Source organism: Limnobacter sp., assembly GCF_036846585.1.
Taxonomy (GTDB): Bacteria; Pseudomonadota; Gammaproteobacteria; order Burkholderiales; family Burkholderiaceae_B; genus Limnobacter.
The window spans coordinates 68,816-81,181 of the sequence record NZ_DAIUBR010000008.1; the positions used below are offsets into that span (position 1 = coordinate 68,816).

Consider the following 12,366-nt stretch of genomic DNA (forward strand, 5'->3'; position numbering starts at 1 on the left):
GTATGCATCGCTAAAAGGTAGTGCGCCATGATTTTTATGGAATACCTGATTTTTTAGAACAGCATAGTTAACGCTCGAGTGTCCGAATTGGCTAACAAGCAATTTGAAATTGCTTTTGGTTCAGGTCGACCCGATCGTGCGTGCAGGTTTGTGTGGTGTAGAGTTGGGGAATTATTTTTCCAGGTACTGTGCCGATATGGATCAAGATTGGTTGTTTGATTTGAAGCGGGTTGGCGGCAGCCAACGCGAATTGCTGCGGGAACAGTCTCTTTGGGCCATTTGGGTTTATCGTTTTGGTCGTCGAATTGATCAGCGCCCTAATGGTTTGCGCAAAAAATGGATGCTGCGCTGGTACTGGTTTTTGCAGCGCCTGGTGGAAACAATGACCGGAATTGGTTTGCCAAAGTCTTCGCGCATCGGCCCGGGGCTTCGGATCTGGCATTTTGGTGGAATTTTCATTCACCCCGAGGTGGTGATTGGTAGCAATTGCACCCTTCGGCAGGGCGTTGTATTGGGTGACAAAGGCAACGGAAGTGGTGCGCCTATTGTGGGCGATCATGTTGAATTCGGTTCAGGCGCCCATGTGCTTGGTCCGGTTCGCATTGGCGATCACGTTAAAATTGGTGCGCTGGCAGTGGTTCTATCCGATGTACCTAGTGGTTGCACAGTGGTGGGCAATCCGGCCCGAATTGTAAAACGGCCAGCGCACAGCGATTTATAAAATGCGCGATGTCAGCTTTTTCTGGCGTTGGTATTCCGACCACAGCAAACCAGGCAAGGCCAGGCCGTCCCGCAGATATCGTTTCGCGAGTCGCCTGGGTTCTGTCAGCGTTCTGAACAGCCACTCCAGGCCGTAGCGCCTCATCCAGACGGGCGCCCGCAATTTTTCGCCAGCCAGGAAGTCGATGGTTGCGCCTGCACAAATCGCTACGTTCACACCGGTTTTTCCAAGGTGCTCGGCCGCCCAAAATTCTTGTTTCGGCGCGCCAAGTCCAATCACCAGAATGCTGGCTTGGGCCGTGCGGATTCGCTCACAAATTTTCCCGCATTCTGCCGCATCCCTTTCAAAACCGAAGGGGGGGCTGTACACACCACACACCTGTACAGACGGATACCGGGCAATGATTTTCATTGCGGCATTTTCCGCCACACCGTTCGCAGCACCCAAGAGAAAAACTCTCAAAGGTTTGCCGTTTGCACGGGCTTGATGCGCAGCAAATACGGCGGGCACCAAATCGCTGCCGGTCACCACCTCGGGCAGGTGAACCTTGAACAGCCGGGAGGCCCAAAGAATGGGTTTCCCGTCCACCAGGCAAAGGTCCGATTCGTTCAGCACCCGGCGAAATTCAGGATTGCGCGATTGCAATACCGTCAAGTTGACATTGGGTGTTACAACTCTTCTGGGGGCGTCTTGCACGTCTTCTGCCCACTGCAGGATGGTTTGAGCCGCCTCTGTTTGCGTGACCGCAGAGAACTCTATTTCAAACAGGGTTTTTCGAATTACCGTCATGAAATTTTCGCTCCGTGCTGATTCTGTTCCCAGTTCCAGGCGTGCTTCACCATCACATCCAGTTCTGCAAACTGCGGCGACCAACCCAGGTTCAAACGGGCAGATTTGGCGTCTGCCACAAGTCTCGCAGGGTCGCCGTCACGCCGGGGTGCATCCACAACTTCGATGTGTTTGCCGGTGACACGTTGCGCGGAATCAATCACTTCCTGTACTGAAAAACCCTGGCCATTGCCCAGGTTGTAATGTTGACTGTTGGCACCGTCAAGCAGGGTTTGCAAGGAAAGCCAGTGGGCCTCGCACAGGTCGTTGATGTGAATGTAATCCCGGATGCAGGTGCCATCGGGTGTGTCATAGTCGCGCCCGAACACCGAAATGAAAGGCTTGCGACCCGATGCAGCCTGAAGCACCAGCGGAATCAGGTGGGTTTCCGGATCGTGTCTTTCACCGAGTTGTCCATCGGGATCGGCACCTGCTGCGTTGAAGTAACGCAGACACACCGATTTCAGTCCGTAAGCATGGTCGTAGTCGTTGAGAATTTGCTCAATCATCAACTTGCTTCGCCCGTAGGGATTGATCGGCATCTGTGGATGCTGTTCATCGATGGGTGTGTATTGCGGTTCGCCGAAAGTGGCTGCCGTTGAAGAAAAAATGAAACGCCTGACGCCAGCATTGTTCATGGCGTTCAGTAAATTGAGTGTGTTGGTGACGTTGTTTTCGTAGTACAGGGCTGGTTTTTGAACCGACTCGCCCACCTGGATGAAGGACGCAAAATGCAGCACAGCATCAAACTGCTGGTGTTTGAAAAGCTGGGTCAGCGAATTTTTGTCGGCCAGGTCGGCATGCACAAAATCACCATGCAGCACCGCATCCCGGTGACCGCTGACCAGGTTGTCGAGTGTTGTAACGTTGCAGCCTGCCAAGGCGAGCTGCTTGACCATGTGAGAGCCAATGTAGCCCGCACCACCTACCACGAGTAACCGTAAATTTGACATCGTCGTTATTTGAATCAAGGGTTCGAAAAAAGTGTTGATTGGCAATTGTCGCTACATTGTGGCATGCGCCAGTTCAACGTCCGAATTTACTCATCATTAACTTAAAGGTCTGCACCATGCACAATGTTTTGTACCCACTCACTTACTTGGGCTTGTGTCCGTTCTTGATTGTACTGGCACGGGCCCTTCAGGCCCAGCACGCATACACGCCAACCTATCTTGCGGTCACGCCTGCTGAAGCCGAGTTTGCAAGCAATAACGTATCGAGTGGCTCATTGGTTACACTTCTGGCCGAAGAGGCAAGTCCATGTGCGGATGTGTTTGAGTCGGATGCGCAGTATTACTCGGTTTACGGCTTCATGAAAGCCAAGTACGGCGGGACAGATGCCGTGTGGCGTCGAAGGGTGAACCTGATTTATCGACAACTTGAATCGTTGGTGCTTGAACGCAAAATCACTTGCATTGTCATGTGGAACGGAAGCGATTGTCTGGGAAAGATCTGTCAACTTGTGGCAGACAGGCACCAACTGAAAACTGTGTATATTGAAAATGGATATTTCCCCAATACTCTGCAAATTGACCCGAAGGGTGTCAATGCCGAGTCCAGTCTTTGCGATGTAACATCCAGCCAATGGAATGTTGACTCACCGCGTGTGATGACAGAAAAAAAAGTTGAGAAAACCACGCCAACAAATATTGTTCACCTTCATTTTTTTCAGCGCCTGATTTTGAAAATCAAGGTTTTGGCAAATTTAAAATTTTATGATCAATACCCGGAGTTGCGTGATCAGCAGGTTCGCAAGGCCGTGAAAATGACATTGCCTCTTTCGACAAGCGACGAAATTATTGCGCAAAAAAAACCGTTTGCACTGGTGGTGCTGCAAGTACACGACGACACACAAATCCTGCTGAATTCAAAACTGTTCAATAGTCCCAAAGATTTTTTGCTTCACTGCTATCAGCGCATTCGCGCTGTATTTGGTCCTGATTACAACATTGTGGTGAAACTTCATCCAGTGGACATGCGGCGAATTTGTTATGCCGATGTGGCCGCGGAAATGCAGGGTGTTCACTGGGTTGGTGCTGAGCCGGTGCAGCCTTTGCTCGAGCGTTGCGACTTTGTCATGGTTGTAAATTCTTCAGTTGGGCTTCAGTCGATTGCTGCGCACAAACCCACGCTAGTATTTGGTGAAAGTTTTTATTCACGCGATGAAATTTGTGGAGTAGTTCGTACAACAGGTCAAACGACTGACTTTCTTCAGCAACTTAAACGTGGCAACTGGCCAGTCGATGCCCCTGCGATTGACCGCTTCATAACCTATCTTCATTCGAATTATTTTGTAAAGGGTTCGTGGAGCTTTGGACCCGATACAGACCTGAGTCCCGCGATACAAAAAATCTTGCGTATCAATTCCTGATCGCGTTTTTCTGCGAACCACGATAAGCAACTTCGAAGGCATTTCAAACACAAATCATTCTGAATTTTTGACCAAATATTCAGAGTGTTTTGAAGAAATTTACATGGATTTCGATCGTTTTGTTTTCCAAATCTCAAAGTCACTCGTTAGCAACAGGGAAATAAAAACTAAAAGAAATTTCTTGTATTGATGTAGCTCCATCAAGCAGGCGCGAGGAAACAATCATCACCGTACTTTTTACCTTTTTAATTTTGTAAAGGGTGCGATTTTTGTTGTTCATTATTTGAGGCTTGTGAAATGAAACTAAACAATCTGAACTACGCGCACATTTCTGCGTTCGTAGTTGTCCCATACCTTCGGTCTTCACTCAAGCGGATATTCGACGTGGTTTTCTCCTTGCTGGTGTTGATGTTTTTTTCACCGGTTTTGTTGATTGCCATGTTGTTGGTGTCTCTTGACGGAGGCCCGGTTTTCTACAGCCAGAGGAGGGTTGGTTTGAAAGGTAAATCATTTGATTGCTGGAAATTCAGGACCATGGTCGTCAATGCCGAAGAGGTGCTTGAACACCTCATTGCGACCGATCCAAAAATTGCACATGAATGGAAGACGACTCAGAAATTGCAGTCAGACCCGAGAGTTACCTGGGTGGGCAAGTGGTTGCGACGCACCAGTGTGGATGAGCTACCCCAGTTCATCAATGTGTTGAATGGCACGATGAGCGTTGTAGGCCCACGACCCTTTGCACGGGAGCAGATTCGTCTGTACACCAATGCGGCGCTCGCAAAATACCTGTCTGTCAAACCAGGCTTGACCGGGTTCTGGCAGGTCTATGCACGACACGACACCACCTTCGCGTGTCGAGCCAGGTACGATGCAATGTATGTTGAACAGGCCTCATTTGTAAGGGACCTTGCCTTGGTGGCAAAAACGCCCATGGCCATGTTGCGAGGCCAGTAGACTGTGCAACACCATCTGATCAGATCGACACCAAAAAGACCGAGCCTCGTCTTGTGCCTGTTTTTTTCTGCGGTCTTGTCCGTGGCTTGCAAAACCCAGGCAGAACAGCCAGAAACTGGAGGTTCTGCGGCTGCTGGTTTTGGTACATTCGAGCGTCCGTTTTCCGCGCAGTCGTATTGGAACTCTCGACCCACTGGCGTCGAGCTTGGGGATTTCCAAATTCCCGATTCAACTTATCGCCCTTTGGTTGGCGAGGGTCCGTACTCAACCACCGCATTTCTGGCTGATGAAAATGATTCACCCCAGCAAGTGTTTGGTATTGCGGGCAAGCCAGGTTTGTGGGAACTGGATGGCGAACAGTTCATTCCGAATGTCACCATTCCGCGTTGGCCAAGCGAAACCATTCCAGCCCGAGGTAGCGACGGGCACGCAGATATTGTGGATCCCATAGACGGTGTGATTCATTCATTTCTGAATCTGAAAAAAGACCAGGAAGGTCGCTGGACAGCCTCCATGTATGCATGGACGCGGCTGGATGGGCGTGGTTGGGGCGACCCATCCCACTACTATCAAGGTGCGCGCGCAGCCGCTGTGCCGCCCATGGCGGGCCTTGTCCGCAGGCACGAGGTCAATGACGGTCAGCCCCTTTACCGCCATGCCCTGGCCATGTCGCTAACTTACAATGGTTTGTCGAGCGAAACGGGTTATGTATTTCCTGCTACATCGGCAGACCGAACGTGGAAAGAAAACACTGGTGGTATTCCTGAAGGTGCGTTGCTCATGCTTCCCGAGGAGTTTGATACGAATTTGATCAACGATCCGGGCTTGCGCAAAATAGCTGAAACACTGAAAGTGTACGGTGCTTACGTGGTTGATCGCAATCACGGCACGCCTTTTTATATCTATGTCGAGAATGGTTCAAAGTTTGAATTCCAAAAGCCCAAATGGGACGCCTCCGTAACAAAAGACCTGAAGCGAATTCAGAAAGCCTTGCGTCAGGTTGTGGCTGTTCAGGGTTGGGTTGACGGGCATGGAAAGGAATTTGATGCAGTTGAAAATTTGAACTTGATTTCCATGCGCGGACCGTGGGTGAAAACCGAAGGATCAGGCGAGGCACGCTACGACACCTGGACGCAATCCATGGTGATCACTGACGATGCATCTGCAGGATCGGAATTCCAGCACCGCAACAACCGAAGTTTCAGTGCTGTGGACTGGGCTCGAATGAAAGCTGGAAAAAGTTATGCATTGCAGTTCAAGGCAAGCGAAGGCATTCAGATGGAGCTGAAGATTTTTGGCACCAAGGGCAAACGGATGCTATTCAATTCACATTGGCTGAACAATGGTGATTCTGTGAAATTCACCTGGCCTGGCGAACACACCCGAACTGTTATCACGGTTCGAAAAACGGCCGGTGATGGAAAGGAAGGCAGAGCAAGGGCTCTTGTCTATCCAGAAGAAGAGTTTGTGGCAAACCCGTTGAGCAAAATGGCTTCAAAGCTGAACTGAAAATAGCCTGTACACAGAAATTCCCTGCTGCTAGTTGCTGACTGCGGGACGGGTGGACATGGCTGTTTTGGCTTTTCTTCTGTGCGTGATCCACTGTTTTCCCAGCCGAACGAAAAATTGTTCGTAGTAGCGCGTTGACAGGTATGCCAAAGCAAACAGAGCGACGAAAAGCAGTGGACGTTTAAGGTACATGGTAATTTTGTCGCCTGATCCCAGCCAGGTCAGAAGCAGGAACGGATGGATGATGTACAAGGCGTATGCATGGTGTGAAAGCCACGTCAATGTCGGGCTGGCCATGATCTGGCTGGTTGTTGCCTGGGTATTGAAGATCAGTGAACCGACGAACAAGGCTGCAATGTAGGGTCGCAAAATGAAAAGTACAGGGCTTGGTGGTGCCAGGCTGGCAACAGCCAGGCCTACCATTGCGTAAAATGGATTGACCGTGGCGAGCAGTTTCTTGCAGTGCCGGGAAGCGGGTGAATCAGAGTGCCAGATCAAACCAAGGCTTAGGCTGATGAGCAATTCATCGAGCCGGAACAACGTGGAGGTATTGAACAAGGCCTGCTCATGAAAGCGATAAATGCTCAACATGCAACCAGTGATCACCAGCAACGTCAGCCCTGCGCGCTTGAACATTAAAACGCACAGCGCAGCCAGCGCATAGAAATGAACTTCTGTGCACAGACTCCAGAGGTGTTCTGTTTCCCTGAAATAGTGATCGGAAAAGTTGTTGACGACCAACAGAAAATGAGCGGCCATTGTTTGAATGTTGATCTCGGGCAGCCGCACTGCAAAGTCGATCAACAGGAACAGCCACAACAATGGAAAAATTCGCATGAAGCGGCTTACTGCGAACTCAAACAGTGATCGTTCTGTAATCAGTTTGTGAGCAATCAGAAAACCAGACAGCGAGAAAAAAATGGCCATGCCAAATTGACCCGCAGCAATGTTCAAATCAAAAACTGTTTTGGGACCAAGCGGCAGCAGGTGGCATGCCATCACGCACACAATGCTGAGGGCGCGCGCACCATCGAGTGAGTTCCATGTGGGGTGGCTTGAGGGCTGATTCATGGCGTGGGTCTTTCCAATGCAGTTCTGATAACCGGGGTTTATTGTTCACGCCTGCGCAAGCAGCGTTTGCACTGAATAACGTATCGAGTCACTCATTGGTTATACTTCCGATCGAAGAATCAAAATGTTCAAATCAGGTAAAGTCAATTTAGTGATAATTAAAGAGGTTGATCATGGCAGCGTTGAAGAAGTTTTTGGCGGTTGGTTTTGCTTTGTTTTTGGTGGCGTGCAGTGACGCGGAAAACACCGCAGGTGTTGCATCAATGCCAGCGGCCCAGCAGTCCGATAACTTTGTTGAGGTGTGGAAAACACCCACTTGTGGCTGTTGCGCTGACTGGGTTACACATCTTGAAGAAAATGGGTTCACCGTGAAGGTGAACAATGTGAACAACACCGATTCATTCCGCGCTGCCTTGGGTATGCCACAAAGTTACGGCAGTTGCCACAGCGCGTGCGTGGGTGGCTATGCAGTGGAAGGACATGTGCCTGCGGCAGACATCAAAAAACTGCTGACTGAAAAGCCGGAGGGTGTGGTGGGCTTGTCGGTGCCTGCGATGCCCATGGGGTCGCCCGGCATGGAACACCCCGATTACCCCGGCAAACGCGCCGAGTACGACGTGTTGCTGGTGAGCAAGCAGGGTGAAGTCAGTTCATTTGCCCATTATGATGCTGTGAATTAAAAAGGTGAACTGAACTGAAAGCGTGTTGGCATGGAGCGATCCAGCCAAACCTCATAGGGCACCAAAACGTTGAAATAAAAAAGAAAGTTGATTAACAAGATGGATGCCACGTTGAAGCAGATTGCGCCGCGGGAATCCGGTTTTGATAGCAAGACAATTATTATGTTGACGAAGAAAACTGCTTGAGTCCACATGATGTTGAAACCCCAATAGTTCTGTGGCTGATCCAGCAGGCGATAACTTATTCCCAGCCATATCAGCAACCCAACCGCATGAACCAACCAGAAAATGATATTTCGATACATTGGTTTCGCCTTCATGGTCTGAAAATCTGCCCTGAAATTCTTTTTCCACCGCCTAACAGACCGTTTTGACCCAAGGTTTTTACTTTTTGTTGGGTGGCCAATGCTTGAGCGGGCGAGCATCCTCTTCCCAAAATCAAGCCCGTATTGCATCCCGAAAGGATAAGTGCCGCGTTCCTGGCCCAGCCAAGTTGTTCTAGTCTGGAAATTTCCCCGAATTGCAACGTTCCGTTTTGTTCGGAATCTGGCAGAAACTCAAGCCCATCGTTGCCTTCGGTTTGTTTGGATGCATGTGTCTTTTCGGGCATTAAATCGATTGCATTTTTTTGTTTCAGTAAGCCAGGAGCTTGAGGCGAGAGCGAAAGCGCGGTCTTGCACTTTGTAATAGATAGAAAAAAACAGTCGTGCAGGAGTTTCCTGTCTGTCGCAGACTGTTCCAAGTTTTGTGATTAGGTACATGTCTGATCTTCGGGTCAATCAATCGATCAGTTTGTCGGTAAGGCCTGCCGCAAATCAATTCAGTTTGTGCCCCGAATATCGCTGGGGCTTTTTCCAAACCAGCGTTTGCAGGCCCGGCTGAAGGCCGAGGCATCGGAAAAGCCCAGGTCGAGCGCAATTGTGGTCAGGGACTCCTGGGTGTGCTTCAGGCGGCGTTGCGCTTCGCTTTGTCGAATATCGTCCACAATCGCGGCCAGGCTGCTGCCTTCCTCGGCCAGTTTGCGTTGCAGGTTTCGTGCACTCATGTTCATGTGCGCGGCCGCCAGTTCAATGCTGGGCGCACCCTTGTCCAGTTGCGTAACCACCCAGGTGCGCAACAATCGGCTTGCGCTGTTGGCGGGCTTAAGCCTTTCAATGGCAGCAAGGCTGGCTTGGTCCAGGTGTTCGGCAATCAGGGGGTTTGCGCCTTTCAGCCGGGTTTGCACGGTGGCAAGGGCAAATACAAGGCGCATGGCCTTGCAGCCAAACAGCAGGGGGGCGTCGAAACTGCGCTCAAAGTAGTCTTTGTGTTGTGGCTCGGGTTCAGGCCGACTCAGTTCAACCCGCAGGGGCATCAGCCCCGGTTCGCCCAAGCCCTTTCCTGCATTGGCCAGCAGGCACAAAAAGCCGTCGGTGGACTGGTGGGCGGGTTGTGCGCCTTCCTTCAGTTTCAGTTCAACCACGAATTCCGAATCGCTGCTCAGCAAATCAATCTCACTGGCGTCGGTCACAAGGTCGGCAAAGCGGCGCATGCGGCCAAAGGCTTGCTCAAGTGTTTCGCTGGCCATCACACTTAAGCCCACGGCATGAAATGTGGCAGGGGTAATGTGCCGTATGGCTTTCAGGCCCAGTGTTTCATCGCCTGTGGCGTGAACGGCTTCTTGCCACAGCAGGGTGGTTTGGTGCACCGGGTAACGGGCCTCAGGTGAACTCAGTAAGGAAAAATCCAGCCCCACCCGGGCAAACAAGGAAGGCGCGTCACAACCTTGCAGTTCCAGCTCGCGGGCAAGGCCACGCATCCAACTGGCCAAGGCTGTTGGGGTGCTCGTGGTCGAATTGGACGCTTTGTTGTTCATGGATTCTTTATTTTGGCGCCGAAGGTCATGACATTGTCGTGTTAAAACAAGCTTTACCGAAGAACCCCAAGCATACTTCAATCACCAAAAGCCAAAGTAGAAAGAGGCAACAGTATGTCAAGTTTGAGTGAAAAGCTGATGAGCCAGCCAGCCAAAGCCGAAGGCGGTTCCCGAATCAAGCAGAACAACATCAATGCACTGGATCAAAAGCGCATTGCCACCATTAAAACCGCAGTGCTCGCTGAAGGCGACCGCATTCGCGCCAAATACCCCATTCTTAAACACCAGGACTTCATCGGCATGGCTATCTTGCTGTTCTCGATCGCTGGTGCGGTGTTGACAGGCTGGGCCTATCTGGAAGGCATGCTGGCATGGTACGTCACCATTCCGGTGATTGCCGTGTTTCTCAGCTTCACACATGAACTGGAACACGACCTGATCCATTACATGTATTTCCGCAAAAACAAGGTCATGCACAACCTGATGATGACACTGGTGTGGTTTTGCCGCCCCAGCACCATCAACCCCTGGTTGCGCCGCCACCTGCACCTGCACCACCACAAGCATTCCGGCACGGAAACCGACCTGGAAGAACGTGCCATTACCAACGGCGAGCGTTTTACCCCCTTGCGCCTGTTGATGATGCTGGACCTGGAGCTGTCAGTGGTGCTGCGTATCATGAAAGTGCCCAAGCACCTGCGCCTGAAAGCCCTGATGCGCGGTGCGATTGGCAATTTCCCCCTGGCCACGGTGTTTTACGCCGGCTGGCATGCTTATGTGGCCTTCTGGGCCGTTGAGGCCGCAGCGTGGGCGGTGGGCTATAGCGTGCCCTGGCCCGCATTTGTAACGCCTGAACTGGTGGCCACGGCCAACACAGTGGCGGTGCTGATCTTTGCCCCCAACCTGCTGCGTTCGTTCTCGATCAACTTCATCAGCTCGAACATGCATTATTTTGGCGACATTGAAGACGGTAACTTCGTACAACAGTGCCAGGTGTTGAACAGCAAGTGGTTCATCATTCCGCACCTGTTTTGCTTCAATTTTGGCTCCACGCACGGCATTCACCACTTTGTAGTGCGCGATCCGTTCTACATTCGCCAAATGACAGCCAGGAAGGGCCACGAGGTAATGCGGGCCAACGGCGTGCGGTTCAATGACCTAGGCACATTCAAGCGGGCCAACCGCTGGGAAGCGAAAGAACAAAGGCGTGAGGAGGCTGGATACCAAGCCGCTTAAGAGCTTGTTGATCCCCAACCGCCCTTTTTGCTAGAGGGGGCGGTGTAGTACAGTGTCACCGACACAAAGAGCGCTTTTCGAAAGGAATGCGCTCTTTTTTTGTCTTTGAAATTCAGGGTGTTGGAGTTCTGCAGCCTTCCATCTTATAATGGGGGGTTTTTCGTTTGTATATGTGAGTGAAGCGGAAATGCCAATTTATGCGTATCGCTGTGAAGCGTGTGGTTTCGAGAAAGATGTATTGCAAAAACTCAGTGACACACCCTTGACCCATTGTCCCGCCTGCGGGCAGGCCAGTTTTGCCAAACAGGTGACAGCCGCTGGTTTTCAGTTGAAAGGTTCGGGCTGGTATGTCACGGATTTCCGTGGCGGCAACAGTGGCAGTAGCGGCACGGCTGCGGCCAGCGGCAATTCAGGTACCGAGCCAACACCGGCAACGGCGGCTCCGGCTCCCGCAGCGCCGGCCCCCAGTACCGATGCCACTTAAAGGATCATTGTTGAACGCCACACTTGTCAAAAAATACCTGCTTACGGGTCTGTTGATCTGGGTGCCCTTGGCCATTACGCTTTGGGTGCTGGTTTTGGTCGTTGGTTTGATGGACCAAACACTCATGTTGCTGCCCGATTCCCTGCATCCACGGGTTTTGTTGGGCATTCACATTCCGGGCCTGGGTATTATTCTTACTTTGGCTGTGTTGTTTGGAACGGGCGTGTTGGCGGCGAATTACTTTGGTGCCTCGCTTTTCAAGGCAGGCGACTGGGTATTGTCCAGAATCCCGTTGTTCAAGATTGTGTACAACAGTGTGAAGCAGGTGTCGGACACATTGCTAAGTTCTTCCGGTAAAGCGTTTACACGTTCTGTTTTGGTGCCGTATCCGCACCCCGGCGTGTGGGCCTTGGGTTTTGTGACAGGAACACCACCTCTGGTGTTGCTGGACAATCTGCAAGATGAGGGTGTATTGGTGTCGGTTTACGTACCCACATCACCAAGCCCCGCGTCAGGTTACGTGATCATGGTGCCCGAAAAATTACTGCGTCCGTCCGGTTTGTCTGTGGACGAGGCGCTGAAGTACATTGTGTCTTTGGGGGTGGTTGCACCCTCTGAAGACGTGTCGACTCAACTTAATTAAACAAGACCAAA

At 51.2% G+C, this 12,366-nt stretch carries 14 protein-coding genes; 8 read left to right on the plus strand and 6 right to left on the minus strand.

Going from position 1 to position 12,366, the window contains the following annotated elements; genetic code table 11:
- Positions 1-196: 196 nt before the first annotated feature.
- Positions 197-721, plus strand: coding sequence for a serine O-acetyltransferase (locus tag V7028_RS05830; protein ID WP_334119156.1), 525 nt, complete (start codon positions 197-199; stop codon positions 719-721).
- Here V7028_RS05830 and V7028_RS05835 read toward each other — a convergent pair.
- Together V7028_RS05835 and galE are read right to left on the minus strand one after the other, a co-directional pair.
- Positions 716-1,510 carry a WecB/TagA/CpsF family glycosyltransferase gene (locus V7028_RS05835; protein ID WP_334119157.1) on the minus strand — a complete coding sequence of 265 codons (795 nt, stop codon included), beginning with the start codon at positions 1,508-1,510 and terminating at the stop codon, positions 716-718. The genes V7028_RS05830 and V7028_RS05835 overlap by 6 nt on opposite strands.
- A complete protein-coding gene (gene galE / locus V7028_RS05840) occupies positions 1,507-2,502 on the minus strand; it encodes a UDP-glucose 4-epimerase GalE (RefSeq protein WP_334119158.1) in 996 nt (331 codons plus the stop codon). The genes V7028_RS05835 and galE overlap by 4 nt, the downstream gene beginning before the upstream one ends.
- 116 nt (positions 2,503-2,618) lie before the next feature.
- Here galE and V7028_RS05845 point away from each other — a divergent pair, with 116 nt between their 5' ends.
- From V7028_RS05845 to V7028_RS05855, 3 genes are all read left to right on the plus strand, one after another.
- Positions 2,619-3,920 (plus strand): capsular polysaccharide export protein, LipB/KpsS family, encoded by a 1,302-nt coding sequence (locus tag V7028_RS05845; protein ID WP_334119159.1) that lies wholly within the window; start codon positions 2,619-2,621, stop codon positions 3,918-3,920.
- A 297-nt stretch (positions 3,921-4,217) separates the two neighbouring features.
- Positions 4,218-4,877, plus strand: coding sequence for a sugar transferase (locus V7028_RS05850; protein WP_334119160.1), 660 nt, complete (start codon positions 4,218-4,220; stop codon positions 4,875-4,877).
- 81 nt (positions 4,878-4,958) lie between these two features.
- Positions 4,959-6,386: an Atrophin-1 multi-domain protein gene (locus V7028_RS05855; protein ID WP_334119161.1), complete on the plus strand. Its 1,428-nt coding sequence runs from the start codon at positions 4,959-4,961 to the stop codon at positions 6,384-6,386.
- Between the two features lie 30 nt (positions 6,387-6,416).
- Here the strand turns inward: V7028_RS05855 and V7028_RS05860 are convergent, their stop codons facing one another.
- Complete coding sequence (locus V7028_RS05860; RefSeq protein ID WP_334119162.1) at positions 6,417-7,457, minus strand: acyltransferase family protein; 1,041 nt, start codon at positions 7,455-7,457, stop codon at positions 6,417-6,419.
- A gap of 263 nt (positions 7,458-7,720) precedes the next feature.
- On the opposite strand from V7028_RS05860, the gene V7028_RS05865 reads away from it, so the two are divergent.
- The gene (locus V7028_RS05865) at positions 7,721-8,137 is read left to right on the plus strand and encodes a DUF411 domain-containing protein (RefSeq protein ID WP_442918694.1); all 417 of its coding nucleotides are present in this window, start codon (positions 7,721-7,723) and stop codon (positions 8,135-8,137) included.
- Here V7028_RS05865 and V7028_RS05870 read toward each other — a convergent pair.
- From V7028_RS05870 to V7028_RS05880, 3 genes are all read right to left on the minus strand, one after another.
- The gene (locus V7028_RS05870) at positions 8,134-8,457 is read right to left on the minus strand and encodes a hypothetical protein (protein WP_334119164.1); all 324 of its coding nucleotides are present in this window, start codon (positions 8,455-8,457) and stop codon (positions 8,134-8,136) included. The two genes, V7028_RS05865 and V7028_RS05870, sit on opposite strands and share 4 nt — an antisense overlap.
- Positions 8,454-8,879 carry a hypothetical protein gene (locus tag V7028_RS05875; RefSeq protein ID WP_334119165.1) on the minus strand — a complete coding sequence of 142 codons (426 nt, stop codon included), beginning with the start codon at positions 8,877-8,879 and terminating at the stop codon, positions 8,454-8,456. Before V7028_RS05875 ends, V7028_RS05870 begins: the two co-directional genes overlap by 4 nt.
- 78 nt (positions 8,880-8,957) lie before the next feature.
- A complete protein-coding gene (locus tag V7028_RS05880; protein WP_334119166.1) occupies positions 8,958-9,992 on the minus strand; it encodes an AraC family transcriptional regulator in 1,035 nt (344 codons plus the stop codon).
- A 114-nt stretch (positions 9,993-10,106) separates the two neighbouring features.
- On the opposite strand from V7028_RS05880, the gene V7028_RS05885 reads away from it, so the two are divergent.
- The 3 genes from V7028_RS05885 to V7028_RS05895 all read left to right on the plus strand — a co-directional run bounded on the left by V7028_RS05885 (position 10,107) and on the right by V7028_RS05895 (position 12,355).
- Complete coding sequence (locus V7028_RS05885; RefSeq protein ID WP_334119167.1) at positions 10,107-11,228, plus strand: fatty acid desaturase; 1,122 nt, start codon at positions 10,107-10,109, stop codon at positions 11,226-11,228.
- Positions 11,229-11,415: 187 nt separating this feature from the next.
- Positions 11,416-11,712 carry an FmdB family zinc ribbon protein gene (locus V7028_RS05890; RefSeq protein WP_334119168.1) on the plus strand — a complete coding sequence of 99 codons (297 nt, stop codon included), beginning with the start codon at positions 11,416-11,418 and terminating at the stop codon, positions 11,710-11,712.
- Between the two features lie 7 nt (positions 11,713-11,719).
- Entirely contained in the window at positions 11,720-12,355 is a 636-nt protein-coding gene (locus V7028_RS05895) for a DUF502 domain-containing protein (protein WP_442918690.1), read from the plus strand.
- Positions 12,356-12,366: the final 11 nt, after the last annotated feature.